Origin of the sequence: Candidatus Clostridium helianthi (assembly GCF_045310795.1) — a bacterium.
Classification (GTDB): domain Bacteria; phylum Bacillota; class Clostridia; order Clostridiales; family Clostridiaceae; genus Clostridium; species Clostridium helianthi.
In genome coordinates, this window is the sequence record NZ_JBJIAB010000028.1 from 1 (window position 1) to 16,882 (window position 16,882).

Sequence of the window (16,882 nt, forward strand, 5' to 3'; positions counted from 1 at the left end):
TGGGGTGATTTTCCTTTTTTAAATAACTTAAAACTAGAAAATTAGCTATTTAGCAAATATGAAATTTGCTCAAATATATATATTGCAAAAATAATTCTTCATCATGATTCTAAAACTACTGCAAGAATTTTAGCCGTAATTGTGAATTCTGAAATGTGCATTGTGAATTGCAACATAAATAAATAAATAAATAAATAAATAAAAGATAGGAGTGAGAAATATGAGTAGTACTCTTAATGAAAGAATTAAAGAAAGAAGATTGTTGTTAGGATATAATCAACCAGAATTAGCTGCTATAATGAACGTTAGCAAACAAACTGTTTCTAACTGGGAAAATGGAAATAGAACCCCTGATGCTGAAACGTTATCCAAGCTAAGTGATTTGTTTTCAGTATCTGTTGACTTTCTTTTAGGAAAAACAGATATTGCATCTCCCCCTTCTGCTGATGGATTGGAGCCAGAATTAACTAAAAAAGATGAAAAAGATATAGAAAAAACTTTAAATAAAACTCTTGAAATGTTAGAAAAGCAAGAAGGTCTAATGCTATCTGGAGAACTTATAGATGAAGATGATTTTGAATTAATTAAAGCTGCCATTCAAAATGGACTTGAATATGCCAAAAAGGTAAACAAAAAGAAATTTACGCCTAATAAATTCAAAAAATAAGATTTTCTGATGTCTATCCACTTATAAGTTCAACTATGGTTCAGATTAAGATCAAACTCCAACTGAATCAAGTTTTACTTAATGATTATAATGGTCAATAATTGGGGGTATTTATTTGAATAAAATTATAGATAAAAAAGTCGCGGAGCTAAAGAAAAAATATCATACGAAAAATCCATTTGAACTTTGTGAATATCTTGGAATAAAAATTTTATATGAGAACCTTGGTAAAAATATAAATGGATTTTTCCAAGCTGCTCCACGTAATAAAATAATTCACATTAATATCAATTTAGATGAATATTCAAGATATTTTACATGTTCGCACGAGTTAGGACATGCTCTCTTTCATAATAAACTTAACATATTGTTTTTAGAGAAAAATACTTTTGTTATTAAAAGTAAACTCGAAAATGAAGCCGATTACTTTTCAGCTAATTTAGCTATTGATAATGAAGATTTAAAAAGTGATAATTTTGAAAGTATGACTTTTGAACAAATAGCTGCACAGCTTAATGTACCAATAGAATTATTGAAGTTGAAATTAAGGTTTAAATAAAACGAAAAATATTAACTGCTCAATTTTGTAATTTAAGCAAAGTATAAAAAGGGATTTTCAAGACTTGTGCTTCTATACTCAAATCCCGAAAATCCCTTTATTTCAAACCTTTTAAAATTTCTTACTTCTCTTTAAATGGCATCTTTGCTACCGTCTTAACTTGGTAAAGCGAAACCTGACCTTTAAAATTCACTATAAGTTAACATCTATTAACACTTACCACTACCATCTATAGAGCAACTATTTACAACCTTCTTAGGCTTTTCTATATCCAAATAATCAAATATGTCTAAAGTTTTTGTTCCGTCTTCTAAAATAAAAAATGGGATACCTATTTTCCTCTCTTTAACAACATTAGTAAACATTTTATCATTATCACGATAAGATAGAAATTCCTTTAATATTTTAGTACTCTCAGTAATATTCTTATAATCTAATTCTATATCTTTATGTTTTTCTAAAATAACTTTTGCTTCAACACAATCTGGACAGATTGCTGCCCCATACATTGTTAGTTTCATGTTATTTTCCTCCCTTTTTTTAAGTATTTAATATGCTTAGTTTTATAAGTAATGTACTCTTCAGCAATATTTTTGCTCACAATCAATTCCTCACCTCTTTATTATATCAAATATATCATTACTAAATTCAATTATTGTTAATTTTAATTTACTATAGTGCTTAACTTATTATTTCCACTTAAATACCATAATTATTCTATAAATTGGCTTATTATAGGTCACTTGCTTTAATTAATACAATAATTCTTAAAGAAACATTTGATTGAATTATGAAACTTTTTAAACCATTTTTACATCTCTTAATCTAGAATTTTCTTTTTTTACATCCCTTAACCTAGAATTTTCTTTTATAATACTTTCTATAATTTCACAAAACAACTGCTAGAAAAGTCAACTAGATTGATTAAATAATTTAGCTTTGATATACTGTTATAAAAAACTAGGAGGAGAATACATATGTTTGAAGAAGATAACTATGAAGAGAATGTAAAGTTATTTGAAAAAGTAATTTCTACACAAGCAGAAGAATTATTATCTAATAAAGACTTAGCTGTTATCTATATTGGTCGTGCAACATGCCCATTCTGCCGTAAATTTGCAAAAAAATTAAGTGCCTTGACTAATAAAATTAACACAACAATTTACTATGTAGATAGTTCTAATTTTTCAGATAATTTAATTGCCTCATTTAGAGAAAAATATAATATTGTAACTGTACCAGGATTTATTGTTAGTAAAAAGGGAGAAATAGAGGTTCGCTGCGATTCTTCACTTTCAGAGAACGAAATATTGGATCTTTTAAAATAAATAATCAACGAATTTAATTATTATAAACTAAAGATATACTAATTATAATAATACAAAAAGGTGATAGTGCTTTTCTATGGTAAGCATAAAAATTTTAGCAACTTTAATATTTTTAAAGGTAACAGTAAAATATCCTAGTAAGGCATAAATAAGCTTTACTAGGATATTTTAATATGTCTAATGTCTCAAATTCGTATTATTAACCTAATGGATTTATGAATAATGATAAGTAAGTCTTCACCTATGATATAGTTCACCCTTCATTATTTGTAAATTGTGAATTGTGCATTGTGCATTGTAAAATGTACATTGTACATTGTGAATTGTGAATTTCAACATATATAAATAAAACTGCCTCAAAATACAGTTTTGAGGCAGTTTTATTATATGTTAATAACTTTTTTTATACTTTAAAGTTATAATTTTCACTTTAATACTTTTAATTTATTAACTAAGTTGTTGTTCTAATTGTTCTAGATCACTTATGACCATATTTATAACTTCTATTTTAGACTTAGCATACTCATTTTTAGGCATCGACTTCAACCCACATTCTAAACATTCCTTTGTACTCTTATATTCTTGTAATAATTGTGTTACATTTTCTACCATACCCTTAACATCCCTCTCTTTATTCAATCTCTAAATTATAATTTTCTTATTTTCTTATTTTCTTATTTTGTAAAATAAATTACTTTATTTATATTATTACCACCTCCGTATAAAAATATAATAAATTTTCAACTTTATATTTATATACGTTTATTATAGCATATATTACATTTAAATCTTATATTTTTTCTAAAAATTTTACCATTATCAAAATAATTCACCAAAAACATCCTATAATTGTAATATATATAACTGATTTAAGAACTCTATTTATTAGATTCACATATTTACAAAATTGCTAACCCCTTAAGTTCATATCTTAACTAGAAATCATAAATATATTTGTGGATACAACCTACTGCTTAGAACCTTCAGCGATATTTTCATAGCTTTTCGGAATCAAAATATTTATGATTTCGGTAAGTTATCACTTAAATTTAATTTTAAATCTTACCATTTAATTTAAAATTAATGTTTTCAAAATAATACATACCATTTTCAACTTTTAGTAATTCCCAAAATAATTTATGCTTCTTTGCTTCATTGTTAAATTCATCTTCAATACTTCTATTATTCTTTTTAATGTTGTTTATGATTATATTAATATTGTTTCTTCTCCAATTGTTATAATCAAACTCCATCTCTGAAAGTACTTTAGTAGTCGTTGAAAATTCTATACTTGGCCCATTTAGATCTCTTTCAAGATTTCTTATAGTATATGAGTTTTGCCCTGGATCTAAAATTATAAAGTATCCATAATCAAAAGTGCTTCTAATAAGTCTACCATATATTTGCTTAGCTTTAATACATACCTGCGGATAATTCACATCCTGATACCCCTTCTTCTGGTATGTAGTAATTGCTCTTAAAATAGGATATTCTGGACTATAGTTAGGAATTTTATCTAACATAACACAGCTTAATGCATCTCCAGGTACATCTATCCCCTCAAAAAAGCCCTTGCTTCCAAGTATTATAACCTGCCTATTTTTATCATTTAAAGCTCTTACTGATTTTTTGCTCATATGTACTTCTATTTTTGTTCCTCTAGTAAGCAGCTCAAGTTCTTCACTCACAGCAGTTCTCCTTGCATTATTATTGAATAAAACAAGAATATGACCATTTATTTTTAATGCGGTATTATAAATAAATTTGGAAACATTTTTTATATATGATGGTTCATCATACCTCCCAACATCTTTTAAAGCAAAGATTTTAGTCCTTTTCTTTAAATCAAAAGTTGGTGGAATTATAAATTCCTTTGCCTTTTCCTGTCCTAAATGCTTTTTCATTTTATTAAAAGAATTTTCTATTCTCAATGTTGCCGATAAGAACGTTGTACTTTTAACATCTTTTAACATATGTTCATTAACTAGCTCTCCAACATTTAAAGGAACATTTTTAAGTGTGAATGATTTATATTCTGAGTCTACTTCTAATATTTTTGCATAGAATACTGAGCTTTCTAAAAACTTATCTAAAACATCAAATGCACCTTTAAGCTTTGCTATGAAATCAGATAAATTCTTGTGGTCAATATCTCCATCTATTTCGTCATCTAAAGTTATATTATAAATATAATCATTTAACATCTTATATAGTGGATATATACTTTCTTTCAAAACTGATATCTCAGATCCTACGGCATTTGTTATTCCTTTTAAATCTTCTCTTGGAAGGAAAAATTCAGTAGTAAAATTATATTCCCCGCTAACAAGCCTTAAGCTTCTAAAATCATTTAACAATATGTTTATATTCACTATAATATCATTTGCTAAATACATAATTTTATCTTTTTCTATGGTTTCCCTATAACCAAAGCTGGCATTTAAAGTTAAAAGCATAGCTATAATACTTGGATGACCTTTATCTATAAGATCTAGCAATTGTATAAATTCAGCTGAAGAAAATTCCTCAGCAAAAAAATCATAACACTTTTCCATTAAGTTATGACCCTCATCAATAATTATGTGGTTAATTTTTTTCTTTTCAGTATATGGCCAGCATGCTAAAAGAGAATGATTAATAACTGTAATGTTTTCCTCAGGCAGCTCATTATACCTTTTTCTTAAAAAACAAGCCCTTGTACATTTATCAAGCTTACATTGTTCACTATCACAATTAACTTCCCTTATGTACTTGTCCAATTCCAGATGTTTTTGCACTAGATAATTTATATTTTCTATATCTCCATAATTACCATTTTCACAAAGTCTCCTTAGAAAAAGTAATGCTAGATTCCCTTTTTCATCCATCTGAAATTCTTCACATTTATTTATTCTTTCTATGCAAAGATAATTTCCTTTCCCTTTCATAGCACCATAATTTAATTTATCATCTAATCTTAATTTTTTAAGTATAGTAGGAATATCTCTCTCAATAAGTTGATTTTGTAATTCCTTTGTATTGGTAGATATAATAAAGCTAGCATCATCTTTTCTATTTTTCTGCTTATTTAGATACGTTTCAATAGCCGCTATTATTACATACGCAAAAGTTTTACCACTTCCTGTTGGTGCCTCTATAAATATTCTCTCACCTTTTTCGAAGTTTTCTCTTATCTTTTTTGCAAATTCCTTTTGATCTTTTCTATACTGGTATCCAAAATCTCCGCCATTATTCCATATCTCTTCATTTTCAAGTAAATCTTCATATTTCAAATAATCTATAGGAATTTTCTTTAGATTAAGTTCCTCTTCTTTGTTCTCTAGGTAATTTACATATGTATAACCTTCCTCAATGAAAAAAGGAGGCTTCAATAAATGCTTAGTCCATGGCCATTTTTGTAAATGCTGATATTCCTTAACAATTAGATTATGCAGAGATTTATTCTTTTTTCTGCTGTTTTCTTCTCTATTCCATTGCCTTAAAAGTAGTGAATTAACTACTTTTAAGGTATCTATTGAATCTGATAGTCCTCTATGTAACTCATCCTTATTTAAATTAGTGATTTCTTTAATCAAAGAATTTAAATTATATTCTTTTCTCCATGGTTCTAGAATTATTGCAAGCTCCATAGAATCCATTATTGTATTTTTTATTTCAGGAATATAAAAGGATAAAAATTTTCTTTCAAAATTTGCATTATGGCAGATTAAAGGTAAATCTTCTAAAAACTCCAGTACTTCTTTTTTTATAGAATTCAAACTTCTAGCACTTAGTAAATCTTCCTCCTTTAGATCACTGCAGAGACTGTAAATACTTATTGGCACGCGTCCTCTTGGTCTTATTAATGTATTATAAGTAGTTATAACTCCATCCTTAACTTTAACAGCTCCAATTTCTATAATTTCTGAGCATGTTTCATCAAGTCCAGTTGTTTCTATATCTAAATATATTACATTATCTAAAACACTGATTAAATCTTCTAGCATCTTTTCCCCTACTTACTCTTTTAAATACTGTTTTGCAATATTTAAAATTTTCTTAAAATCATCATTATACTTTACAACATGCTCAAATAATTCTGCATGTGCTGGTTCTTTATATCTATGTGAAATTCTATTTCTAAGCAGTCTTGATTTCTCTAAGAAATTAAACAATTCTGCATCTAGTACTTTTTCCTCTTTTAAAACTTCCAAACTATCATTTAAAGTCATACCTATTTTATACTTTTTTAATGACTTAAGAGTTACCGATGTAAAGTCTTCTAGTATTGTATTAAAACTTACAAATAATTGTCTCAAACTAGATTTTGCAAGCTTAATCATTATTTTGTTATCACTATTGTTTTTTAATATCTCAATGCATTCATCGATATCACTTATACACTCTTGAAAATCTTCAACTATCTTTATAAGTCTTTCTTGATTCATGACAACACATCCCTTCTTCTAAACCAAAAGAAATTTTCATTTTCTCTATATATTATATCAACTTCTTCTTTATACTTTTCTAAAATAATGTTATTATCATTAGAATATATAATTTTACCTTCATTTAATACATTTATCTTTAAAAATATAGTTAATTCTCTACTTCTTAAATCTATAACATCAATTTCTTTCCCTAAAGTTCTTTCTAAAAATAATTCAAGATCTAATATTTTATCTAAAGGTATCTTTTCTATACCTATTACTGCTATATCTATATCTGACTCTTGAGTGAAATCATCGTTGTTAAAACTTCCAAAAGTGAGCATACTTGAAATGCCATATCTTTCTAGAAGATTATTTACTTCTTCACTTTTTAGTTTGCTCATAATTTGTTTTTTTTCATCTGCCAACTTCATCTTGTTCACCCGCCAATTTACAATAATTTATGTAATAAATTATAACACAATTTTATTTAAACACATTTATTATTTTGGACTTTATAAATAATACTATGCAACTTATATTTTTTCAATATAGATATTTAACTTTGAACTTAGATTTATGCGTATAGCTCGCCGAAATAAGGATTATGCTGTTGTTCCAGTTTCTAAGGAAATTATGATGGATGATTCTAAGACCTGAACTTATGCATATATCTCCCTGAAAGTAGAAACATTGTTATTTCACAGGACTATGAAAACTTCGCTGAAAGTACTAAATTGCAGGTTGCACCACTAATGCTTGCTCCCAATTTCATTGTGACAAGCATTAGTGTAACAACCTACAATTAAGAGCTTTTAGCAGCTCATTTTCAATGCCTGCTGCATAAAAATGTTTCTGCTTTCTAGTATGTATTTATTGCAAAGTGCAAATCAAATTCTCAATAAGTTGTTTATCTATATAAATATCTAGCTTTGAACTTAGATTTATGTGATAACTTACCGAAATCATAAATATTTTGTTCCGAAAAGCTATGAAAATATCGCTGAAGGTTCTAAGCAGCAGGTTGTATCCACTCTAGCATGCTCCCACTTTCAGTGTGACAAGCTAAAGTGGAACAACCTACAACTAAGAACCTTTAACAGCTCATTTTTAAATGTTTTCTTCACAAATATAATTATGATTTCTAATGAAGACATGAACTTAAAGTTTTATCAACTTTGCAAATATGCTCTTCTAATAATTCGAATGCTTAAATTGTTTATCTATATATACCGAAATTGCATATATTTTTATTCCACAGGACTTAAGAAATTTTCGCTAGAAAGTTCTAAGTAAAAGGTTGCACTCATTTCAGCATGCTCCTGAGACAAGCTCATGACAAGCAGCAAATGAAATAACCTCCCATTAAGAAACATCTACAGCTTATTTCAATGCCTATTCCACAAATATGTATCCAATTTCTAGGTTTGATATACACTTAAGTATGGTAAATGCTGAATATAACACCAATCATAAGTAGATGTTATAAATATTCTTGTAGCTTCAATAGTTATGATACATAGAGAACATAAATCTTTGATTTGCTGAGAACCGATTATTCAGCCAATGAATGTAAGTTTTAAACTTGAATATCTATAATTTCCCACGCAATAAAATAAGCTTGAAATAATATCTACATTTTCAAGCTCATCTTTTTATTTATATATAATTTTAATAATTGTATTTAGAAATGTTTTATGCTATATATGTTGTAATTGAGTTTCTAAATTTTATTCTCATCTAGGCAATTGTCTTATTGGAATTCTACGTACGAATTTATTATTACAATATATATATTGCAAACAAAAATAATTCTTCATGATAATTCTAAAAATATTGCAAGAATTTTATCCATAATTGTGAATTGTAAAGTGTGCATTATGAATTGCAACATATATCTAATCCCTCAATTTTTTTATTCCTTTTTAAAAATGCATTTGATATTTTCAAAAACTCCTGCAAATTACAATTTCCTGTTCTTTCACCTATTCCCCCCAACGTGCAGTCCACATATTTAGCACCACTTTTAACTGCTTCTAGGGAAATTGGAATCGCCATTCCGAAATCATTATGAGCATGAATTTCTATTTCTATTCCAGTATTATTAATTAAAGTTTTAATTGAATCCTTTATAAGTGAAGGCATGGATATTCCTACGGTATCTGCGTATCTCGCCCGCTTTACACCCATACTCATAATTATTTCACACAAATTTATAAGATAGCTAATGTCTGCCCTAGAAGCATCTTCAAAACCTATAGTAACTTCATAACCTTTGTCCCTTGCTAAAAATATACATTCCTTAAGATTTTCTTCAACCCACTTTTTATCCTTTCCTAAATTCGAATATATTTGTATATCTGATGTAGGAACACTAATATGAATGATATCTGGCTTACACTCCATTGAGTGAAATATATCATTTTTATTCATTCTATTCCAAGTGGAAATCAGTGAATTTTTTCTTATCTCTAATATCCGCTTAATGCATTCTTTTTCTAAATCTCCCATTGCAGGTATGCCTGCCTCTATCTGATAAATCTTCATTTTATCCATATATTTTGCAATTTCAATTTTTTCATCAATTGAAAAAGCTTTTCCTGCGCATTGTTCACCATCTCTTAAAGTTGTATCTACAATATATATTTCATTATCCAATTTTTCATTGCAAATCAATATATCACCCCCTTATAAAATCTAGATGCACAGTTTCTTATATAATCTTTTTATTTCATCATTATTTAATCCACCACGCTTTTGTGTGCTCAATTTCCTTACATCTTCCAACATAATTGTTAAATTATCATGCTCATATTTTATGTTCAGTTCTTCCAATTTTATTTCTAATGCATTTACACTTGAATGCTTACCTATAATAATATTTCTTTTTCTTCCTATTTCACTAGGATCATATGGTTCAAAAGTTCTTGAATCTTTAGCTATTCCATTTACATGAATGCCTGATTCTACATTGAAAATATCTTTTCCTATAAAAGGTGCATTTCCTTTGATTTTACTTTCAGTAATATCTTCAAATATGCTTAATACCTTCGGAAATAGCCTATAATTACTATGATCCTTTATTTTTTCTAAAAAAGAAGACCCTCCTAATATTTCTTGAAGAGGAGCAAAGCCGCCAATTCCTGCAAAAGTCGTTACAACTTTTTTCCCTCCAGCTTTAACCCATTCTAAACTCATCGCAGTAGCTGATTTATAATTATTTTTTATACTTAGCTCTATATTATTTCCAAAGAATTTTATTATCTCTAAAAAAATCTGCTGATAATCATAAAAGATAATGTCATCAAGTCCTACTATTCTTGCATTACTTTTGTTATATATGTTTAACTTATTGTTTAATACCTCAAATAATACATTAACACTTTCTATTTCAATTTTATTATTGTTAGATATTATGAATTTTACATCTTGAGGCAATGGTGATAGTTCTTCATAGAGCTCTTGAGTAATTTCTATATAATCGCTTCCTATTATATATAGTAATTTTATCAATTCTCTTACCTGTGCGCTTTTCTCTTTTAACTTATCACCAAATATTTCTCTCAAAACAATTATTGTCCTATCTATAATTTCGATTTTTCTTTCATCCATAATTCCACCCCTTTTTAATTGCAAATTTTTTCTACATGTGAATATAATCTACCTAAAAGGAGCCTACTTAATATATCTATATATATTAAACAGGCTCCTTTGCCAACAAAAAATAGCCTAAAACAAAACTTTTTAGTTTGGTTTTAGACCACATTGTCTTCGTTAATATGCTATTTTATACTCATCTTATCATATAACCAATGATTTGTATATATAAAATATATACCTAATCTAATTTTTTATTTGAAATATCTCATGCTAGTCTTTTTTAATTCTCTTGTGCTATACAAAATTTTGTAATTTTCAATTCCTATATCATCAGCTATCTGCTTAATAATTTTGTTACAGCTTTCCTTATCTTTCTCGTGTATCATTGTGTATAGATTATAATCCCACGAACCAAAAGGTTTCCTTTCATAACAGTGTGTAACTACAGAAATAGATGCCATATATTCTCCAATTTCATCTAATCTTTCATCATCAATCTTCCAAACTACCATTGCATTAGCTTTAAATCCAGCTTTTCTATGATAAAGTATTGCTCCTATTCTTTTTAATATTCCAGTTTCACTATAATTTTTGATTTTATCTATAAGCACATCTTCATCAATACTAAGCTCTTTAGCTATATCCTTATACGGATTAGTTATTATAGGAATATCCTCTTGCAATCTACTTATTATTTTCTTATCAAAATCACTAATCATTTGTATCATCCCCTTGAAGATTTAAAGCCACTTTAATCTTAAATAACTTAACTGAAGGTAAACTCATTATTTCTTCCAAACCAGTATTTCTTTTTATTTCTTCAAGAATATTAATCAAATTCTCCTCTGAACGCGTTATCATGGTAAACCACATATTATACTCATCTTCTCTTATATAATTGTGAGTTACTTCATCATACATATTTATATATGCTGCAACTCTTTCAATTTCATTTTCAGGAACTTTAGCTGCACAAAGAGTACTTGTATATCCAATTTTTCTCGAATTAAAAATTCCACCTATTCTTCTTATTATTCCTTCATTTTTTAAATTACTTATTCTTTTTAATACTTCATTTTCTGTAAGTAATAATCTTTCCCCTAGTATTTTAAAAGGATTTTTATCTATTGGAATTTCATTTTGCATTAAATTAAGCAATTCTCTATCTGTTTTATCCATAGCAGTTCCTCCCAGCATAAAGTTTTGGAATGTCAAATAAAATCCTTGCCTTTAATTATTAAAAATGCAGATTTTATCTGATGCCATATAATCTCCGTCATTATAATATGCAGCTCTTGCTCTGCAGCCTCCACAACTTTTTTTATCTTTACAACTGTTACAAGTTCCTTTATATTCTTGAGTTCTTAAGTTATTGAGTAATTCACTATTTTTCCATATTTCATCAAATGGGATTTCTCTTATATTACCAGCTACTTCTGTTAAATAAGCACAAGCCTGAACATCTCCTTTTGGATTAATAATACAATAGCTTGTTCCTGCAATACATCCACGTTTAAATCTACTATTTACACCTAAATCTTCTGCAATTCTAACAAATTGTGGAGCACAAGTTGGTTTTATTTCTATGCTTACTTCGCTTTGCTTTTTCATTATTGATGTTAATAACTCTTCATACTCTTTTGAACTTAATAATTCATCTTCTATATCTTTTCCTCTTCCTGTAGGCAAAAGAAAGAATATATGATGAGCTGCTGCACCCATAGCTACTGAAAAGTCAGTCAAACTAATTATCTCATCTTTATTCCAATCCATGACAGTTGTGTGAATTTGAAATCTAATACCTAAATCTCTACAATTTTTCATTGCATAAATAGTATCTCTAAAGGCTTCATTATTTCCTCTAAATTTATTATGTTTTTTTGAATCAAGACTATCAAGACTTATTCCTATTGCAGAAATACCAGCAGCTTTTAATTTTTCTGCAATTTCCCTTGATATAAGAGTGCCATTTGTTCCAAGGACAGGTCTTAAGCCAGCTTTGGATGCATAATTTATTAATTCAAAAATATCCTCTCTCATTAATGGCTCTCCACCAGAGAATATCATTATTTTAAAATTAGCTTTTGCAATTTGATCTATAAGTAACTTTGCTTCTTCTGTATTTAATTCGCCTTGACTTTCTTTGCCTGAATCTCTATAACAATGACTGCACTTTAAATTGCATTTATTTGTAGTATTCCATGATATTATCATTTGCATTCACTCACCTTTACATAAAATCTCGTTTAACCCTTTGTATTTCTTATTTCATAATATTAATTTCATCATCTGTAAGATAGCAAGCAGGATCCTCTGCCCAAAAATCATTATAAACTGCTTCAGCTCTAGTTCTGAAATTGCCATTACAAACATTTAACCATTTACAAGAAGAACATCTACCTTTTAATAATTCTTTTCTATTTCTAAGACCATTTAATATTTCATTTTCAGAATTTCTCCATATAGATCCGAATTTTTCTTCTTTCACATTTCCAAAAGTATGTTGCCAAGTAAATTGATCTGGATGAACATTTCCAAAAAAGTCTACACTCGCAAAAGCCATTCCTGATCTATTTCCACCATTAGTCTTTAAAAGTTTTAATATGTTATCTGATTTATCTTTGAATTTTTCTAATGACTTTAAATATGTATAAACAGCATCTGCATGATTATCAACTGTAAGTATCTCAACACTCGGACCAAATTCTATTGCCTTACTTATGATTAAGTCTAGAGCTTGTCTTGTTTCTTCCTTAGTAATATCTTCATCTACCATTTTACTTCCTCTTCCCGAATATACTAAATGATAGAAACACACTCTAGGTATCTTTTCTTCTTTTATTAGCTTAAATATATCTTCTAATTCTTTATAATTGTTTTTATTTATAGTAAACCTAAGACCTACTTTTTGATTAACTTCAATGCAGTTTCTAATTCCTCTTAAAGCACTGTCAAAAGCACCATTAACACCTCTAAACGCATCATGATTTGATCCTATACCATCAAGGCTTACACCTACATATCCAAGGTTTATTTTCTTTAAAGATTTGCAAACATCTTTATCTAAAAGAGTACCATTAGTTGATATTGTACTTCTTATTTTTCTTTGACTTGCATAATCTAATAATTCCAAAATGTTTTCCTTCATGAGAGGCTCTCCTCCAGAAAACAATAATGCTGGTACGTTAAAATCTTTTAAATCGTCTATGAACTTTTTTGATTCATCTAACGTAAGTTCATCATCATATCTTTTATTATCTGAACTTGCATAACAGTGTTTACATTTTAAATTACAAGTTTTTGTACAGTTCCAAGCAACTACAGGTCCTCTTCCTGGACTAACTCCATACTTTTCTATGGCTGCGCCTTCTACATACCTTAAGCTATCTCCATAATTATTAGAATTACATAAAAGTTTAGTTATACTTATCATTTTCAAATCTCCTTACATCATTGATTCGTTATGATCTAAGCAATTTTTTAAATTCATAAACAAAAACAAATCTAAATTTTTTTACATGGACAGAGCTATCTTAAAATCAAAACCATAGAGATAGTTACTCTCTATGGCTTCAATTAATTATTCTTCATATAGGTTCATATGACCCCGGGATAAATTACTAGCTCTAAATAGCTACGTTTATCTCGTTTTTTCTTAGAATTATATTCTATTTTTATATAACATACAAGTAGTGATAAATGGCTTTACTACTTACTTGTCAAAGAAAGGTGGGTCAAATTTACCTATAGAAATGTCTTATTCATAAAATTCTGTCAATTCCCTTTGGTTGATTTTAGAAGTATGTGAATAACTTTATTTTTCATACTTATCCACAGAATTTATAGTTTTTTGAGTAATCGCCTCAATATCTTTGAAAAAATCTAATCTCTTTATCTTTGCTGTATCTCTGTATTCTAGATATATAGCTGTATATTCCCGTGCTGAATGCACACTTATATCAAGTAATCGAGATATTTTTATTGAATCCACAGTTTTAATTTCTTCAATTATATTTTCAACAGCTTTATATCTCTTTATATATCTATCTATACTAACTATCTTATGGTCTGTTCTACTTTGTATTTGTTTGGTTGTGTAACCATTTAGATAAAGCTCTATTATCCATCGTTTGTGTGTTGTAGTTTTCCCCATATCATGTACAAAGCCTCTTAACGGTACAATCCTACCTTCTCTTTCAAAATACTCTTTTACATACTTTGAAACAGTTGTTTGCTTTATATTCAGCAGGCTTGCAGCAACTGCGCTACTTAAAACGCCCTCTTGCTCTATGGCTTCTTTAGCTATCCTCATCAACTTGTCTTGTGTTACAAGTCTAGATGGCTTATTAGCCTTTAGTGCTTCTGTATCTTCTGAAGAATGTAGCGTTAGTGTTACTGTTACAAGCGCAGTATCTTCTATATTCTGTGACCAACTTGGCTTATCATGTATACTTGGTACTACAACTTTTATCTGTCCTAGGCCTATATCATTTTTATCCACATAACATTCTTTAGTTATATTTTCAATTTCGGTTGCTAACAAATCAAGTATTTTAGGCTTTCCCTGATATCCTAATTCTTGTTTCAACATTTGCTTTAACATTGTTGCATATGTCAGCTTCGCTCCCGGTACGTAGTGCTGCCTTGAATCATTTTTGCAATTATTTATCATACGTCCATTAGTTCCTAAAATTTTTTTCTTGTTCACAGTCAATGTACTTGTGAAATCTTTCTAGCATTTTATTTAAGGAATCAGGGTATTCCTGGCTATATTTTGTGTATAACTCTATATAACTATCTATTAAGTATTCTGAATATCCAGTTAAAGTCCTAATTAGTAGCTTATTTTTACCTTCCCTGTGGAAATATGCTATTCTCACAAACTTCTTTTCATAGTTTTCCACACTTGCCTCAGTATGAGCTGTCTGAATCATTACCTCTGAATATGTATAACCTTTTACAAGAAGTTCAATAATTTTCTCTTTATGAGTTATCCCCGGTCCAATGTCTTCAATCTGACCCCTGGTTGGAACAACTACGCCTTCTATACGATACTGCTTAATATAACGCTTTATTGTGCTTATACTTATTCCTAATATACTTTCTATATCTTCATAACTAAGAAGACCACCTTGTTCATAAGCCTCCCAAGCTAATTGATGAACTTTCATTTTCTTTAAGTAGCTGAGTCCATTTTTTTGCTCAACCTTTTCTTCACCATTAAAATTCATAGTGAGAGTTACTGGTATAAGCCTACAGTCTCTTATTCTCTTTCCTGCAGGTTCACCATTTACAACAACCTGTCTGACTATCTGATTATGGTCTCTTACACCACTACTCATTTCTTCTTTGAATAGCTCAACTCTCTTAACAAGCGCTTTCGCTTCGATAGGACTTAGTCCATATTCTTCTTTTAGTTCATTAAACAAACCTTGGTATGGATTCTTACTCTCCATTCTTTCAACTGCCATCATCCCCATTTGGTAATCCTCCATTCGTTAGCTTTCGGCTAACATTATTATATCTTACCCCGGGTCATATGACCTAATAGTATTATACCATGAATTGTTAATGCAGTAAAACAATACTATTCTAAAATATATGGTACCTTATACCATCGAGAATATCCAAATCTGTAGCATAAAATACCGCCAATACTTTTGTAATTGGCGGTATCAAATATTTTTATTTTTTCACTGTTGCTTAACACAAAGCAGTTCATAGTGTGACAGCTCACTTTTATGGACTAGTATAAAATTAATTTTTAAATAACTAATTCTTGTACTACTTTTCCACCTTCAATATGTTCTTCCACAATTCTTTCTACATCTTCAACTTTTACATTTCCATACCAAGTTCCTTCAGGATAAACAACTACAATAGGACCTTTATTACATACGCCTAAACACCCTGTATTAGTCACCATTACTTCATTTATTAAATCCCTATCTTCAACTTCCTCCATAAACTTTTGTACAACCTTTACTGAATCTTTAGAATAGCACATTCCTTTTTGCATTCCATTAACTCTACAACTTGCACAAACAAAAATATGATGTTTAATATCAATCATTTCACTCATCTCCTATTTTTATTAAATATTTATACTTTGATGTATATTCCATACCAGAAAGAAGAGGTACTCTTTTGTATAGTGTTGCATTGATAATATGGCTGTAGGCATTTCTTCAGTAGAAATTGTTCCATTTTTGCTTGTCCTTAGCTTGCCTAAGGAGCATGCAGAAATGGGTGCAACTTCTACTGTTAAGTAAGAGTCCAAATCTTGTATTTGGTTACTCGAACTTACTCAGTGAACGAA

At 28.7% G+C, this 16,882-nt stretch carries 17 protein-coding genes; 3 read left to right on the forward strand and 14 right to left on the reverse strand.

The genetic code is table 11. The features are described 5' to 3' along the window. The first annotated feature begins 220 nt into the window (after positions 1-220). Together ACJDTP_RS18620 and ACJDTP_RS18625 are read left to right on the forward strand one after the other, a co-directional pair. Positions 221-667: a helix-turn-helix domain-containing protein gene (locus tag ACJDTP_RS18620; RefSeq protein ID WP_406762080.1), complete on the forward strand. Its 447-nt coding sequence runs from the start codon at positions 221-223 to the stop codon at positions 665-667. 115 nt (positions 668-782) lie between these two features. Beyond that, a complete protein-coding gene (locus ACJDTP_RS18625) occupies positions 783-1,226 on the forward strand; it encodes an ImmA/IrrE family metallo-endopeptidase (protein ID WP_406762081.1) in 444 nt (147 codons plus the stop codon). 209 nt (positions 1,227-1,435) lie between these two features. Here ACJDTP_RS18625 and ACJDTP_RS18630 read toward each other — a convergent pair whose 3' ends face one another. Beyond that, a complete protein-coding gene (locus ACJDTP_RS18630) occupies positions 1,436-1,747 on the reverse strand; it encodes a glutaredoxin (protein WP_406762082.1) in 312 nt (103 codons plus the stop codon). Between the two features lie 456 nt (positions 1,748-2,203). Here ACJDTP_RS18630 and ACJDTP_RS18635 point away from each other — a divergent pair, with 456 nt between their 5' ends. Further along, complete coding sequence (locus ACJDTP_RS18635) at positions 2,204-2,554, forward strand: DUF6568 family protein (RefSeq protein WP_406762083.1); 351 nt, start codon at positions 2,204-2,206, stop codon at positions 2,552-2,554. A gap of 447 nt (positions 2,555-3,001) precedes the next feature. Here ACJDTP_RS18635 and ACJDTP_RS18640 read toward each other — a convergent pair whose 3' ends face one another. The 13 genes from ACJDTP_RS18640 to ACJDTP_RS18700 all read right to left on the reverse strand — a co-directional run bounded on the left by ACJDTP_RS18640 (position 3,002) and on the right by ACJDTP_RS18700 (position 16,636). Beyond that, positions 3,002-3,166, reverse strand: coding sequence for a hypothetical protein (locus ACJDTP_RS18640; protein ID WP_181006005.1), 165 nt, complete (start codon positions 3,164-3,166; stop codon positions 3,002-3,004). Between the two features lie 443 nt (positions 3,167-3,609). Next, entirely contained in the window at positions 3,610-6,540 is a 2,931-nt protein-coding gene (locus ACJDTP_RS18645) for a helicase C-terminal domain-containing protein (RefSeq protein WP_406762084.1), read from the reverse strand. A gap of 12 nt (positions 6,541-6,552) precedes the next feature. Continuing rightward, complete coding sequence (locus ACJDTP_RS18650; RefSeq protein WP_077841059.1) at positions 6,553-6,981, reverse strand: HepT-like ribonuclease domain-containing protein; 429 nt, start codon at positions 6,979-6,981, stop codon at positions 6,553-6,555. Beyond that, the gene (locus ACJDTP_RS18655) at positions 6,978-7,397 is read right to left on the reverse strand and encodes a nucleotidyltransferase family protein (RefSeq protein ID WP_041896060.1); all 420 of its coding nucleotides are present in this window, start codon (positions 7,395-7,397) and stop codon (positions 6,978-6,980) included. Before ACJDTP_RS18655 ends, ACJDTP_RS18650 begins: the two co-directional genes overlap by 4 nt. A gap of 1,444 nt (positions 7,398-8,841) precedes the next feature. Beyond that, positions 8,842-9,639 carry a beta/alpha barrel domain-containing protein gene (locus ACJDTP_RS18660; protein ID WP_406762085.1) on the reverse strand — a complete coding sequence of 266 codons (798 nt, stop codon included), beginning with the start codon at positions 9,637-9,639 and terminating at the stop codon, positions 8,842-8,844. A gap of 21 nt (positions 9,640-9,660) precedes the next feature. Continuing rightward, positions 9,661-10,575 (reverse strand): homocitrate synthase/isopropylmalate synthase family protein, encoded by a 915-nt coding sequence (locus ACJDTP_RS18665; protein WP_406762086.1) that lies wholly within the window; start codon positions 10,573-10,575, stop codon positions 9,661-9,663. Positions 10,576-10,814: 239 nt separating this feature from the next. Further along, positions 10,815-11,282 (reverse strand): siroheme decarboxylase subunit beta, encoded by a 468-nt coding sequence (gene ahbB, locus ACJDTP_RS18670; RefSeq protein ID WP_406762087.1) that lies wholly within the window; start codon positions 11,280-11,282, stop codon positions 10,815-10,817. After that, complete coding sequence (gene ahbA, locus ACJDTP_RS18675; protein ID WP_406762088.1) at positions 11,275-11,742, reverse strand: siroheme decarboxylase subunit alpha; 468 nt, start codon at positions 11,740-11,742, stop codon at positions 11,275-11,277. Before ahbA ends, ahbB begins: the two co-directional genes overlap by 8 nt. 51 nt (positions 11,743-11,793) lie before the next feature. Continuing rightward, positions 11,794-12,777, reverse strand: a complete 984-nt coding sequence (nirJ2, locus tag ACJDTP_RS18680) for a putative heme d1 biosynthesis radical SAM protein NirJ2 (protein ID WP_406762089.1) — start codon at positions 12,775-12,777, stop codon at positions 11,794-11,796. Between the two features lie 49 nt (positions 12,778-12,826). Next, positions 12,827-13,996, reverse strand: a complete 1,170-nt coding sequence (nirJ1, locus tag ACJDTP_RS18685; RefSeq protein ID WP_406762090.1) for a putative heme d1 biosynthesis radical SAM protein NirJ1 — start codon at positions 13,994-13,996, stop codon at positions 12,827-12,829. A gap of 381 nt (positions 13,997-14,377) precedes the next feature. Continuing rightward, a complete protein-coding gene (locus ACJDTP_RS18690) occupies positions 14,378-15,271 on the reverse strand; it encodes a DUF1670 domain-containing protein (RefSeq protein WP_406762091.1) in 894 nt (297 codons plus the stop codon). Beyond that, entirely contained in the window at positions 15,243-16,043 is an 801-nt protein-coding gene (locus ACJDTP_RS18695) for a DUF1670 domain-containing protein (RefSeq protein WP_406762092.1), read from the reverse strand. Before ACJDTP_RS18695 ends, ACJDTP_RS18690 begins: the two co-directional genes overlap by 29 nt. A gap of 284 nt (positions 16,044-16,327) precedes the next feature. Further along, the gene (locus ACJDTP_RS18700; protein ID WP_012058237.1) at positions 16,328-16,636 is read right to left on the reverse strand and encodes a 2Fe-2S ferredoxin; all 309 of its coding nucleotides are present in this window, start codon (positions 16,634-16,636) and stop codon (positions 16,328-16,330) included. Positions 16,637-16,882 lie beyond the last annotated feature (246 nt).

What these genes read in the sequence shown, in the direction of transcription:
- nirJ2 (WP_406762089.1), bottom strand. Translation starts at nt 12,777, where the DNA reads ATGATAATATCATGGAATACTACAAATAAATGCAATTTAAAGTGCAGT.
- ACJDTP_RS18650 (WP_077841059.1), bottom strand. Translation starts at nt 6,981, where the DNA reads ATGAATCAAGAAAGACTTATAAAGATAGTTGAAGATTTTCAAGAGTGT.
- ahbB (WP_406762087.1), bottom strand. Translation starts at nt 11,282, where the DNA reads ATGATTAGTGATTTTGATAAGAAAATAATAAGTAGATTGCAAGAGGAT.
- ACJDTP_RS18655 (WP_041896060.1), bottom strand. Translation starts at nt 7,397, where the DNA reads ATGAAGTTGGCAGATGAAAAAAAACAAATTATGAGCAAACTAAAAAGT.
- ACJDTP_RS18645 (WP_406762084.1), bottom strand. Translation starts at nt 6,540, where the DNA reads ATGCTAGAAGATTTAATCAGTGTTTTAGATAATGTAATATATTTAGAT.
- ACJDTP_RS18630 (WP_406762082.1), bottom strand. Translation starts at nt 1,747, where the DNA reads ATGAAACTAACAATGTATGGGGCAGCAATCTGTCCAGATTGTGTTGAA.
- ACJDTP_RS18665 (WP_406762086.1), bottom strand. Translation starts at nt 10,575, where the DNA reads ATGGATGAAAGAAAAATCGAAATTATAGATAGGACAATAATTGTTTTG.
- ahbA (WP_406762088.1), bottom strand. Translation starts at nt 11,742, where the DNA reads ATGGATAAAACAGATAGAGAATTGCTTAATTTAATGCAAAATGAAATT.
- ACJDTP_RS18700 (WP_012058237.1), bottom strand. Translation starts at nt 16,636, where the DNA reads ATGATTGATATTAAACATCATATTTTTGTTTGTGCAAGTTGTAGAGTT.
- ACJDTP_RS18620 (WP_406762080.1), top strand. Translation starts at nt 221, where the DNA reads ATGAGTAGTACTCTTAATGAAAGAATTAAAGAAAGAAGATTGTTGTTA.
- ACJDTP_RS18640 (WP_181006005.1), bottom strand. Translation starts at nt 3,166, where the DNA reads ATGGTAGAAAATGTAACACAATTATTACAAGAATATAAGAGTACAAAG.
- ACJDTP_RS18695 (WP_406762092.1), bottom strand. Translation starts at nt 16,043, where the DNA reads ATGGGGATGATGGCAGTTGAAAGAATGGAGAGTAAGAATCCATACCAA.
- nirJ1 (WP_406762090.1), bottom strand. Translation starts at nt 13,996, where the DNA reads ATGATAAGTATAACTAAACTTTTATGTAATTCTAATAATTATGGAGAT.
- ACJDTP_RS18635 (WP_406762083.1), top strand. Translation starts at nt 2,204, where the DNA reads ATGTTTGAAGAAGATAACTATGAAGAGAATGTAAAGTTATTTGAAAAA.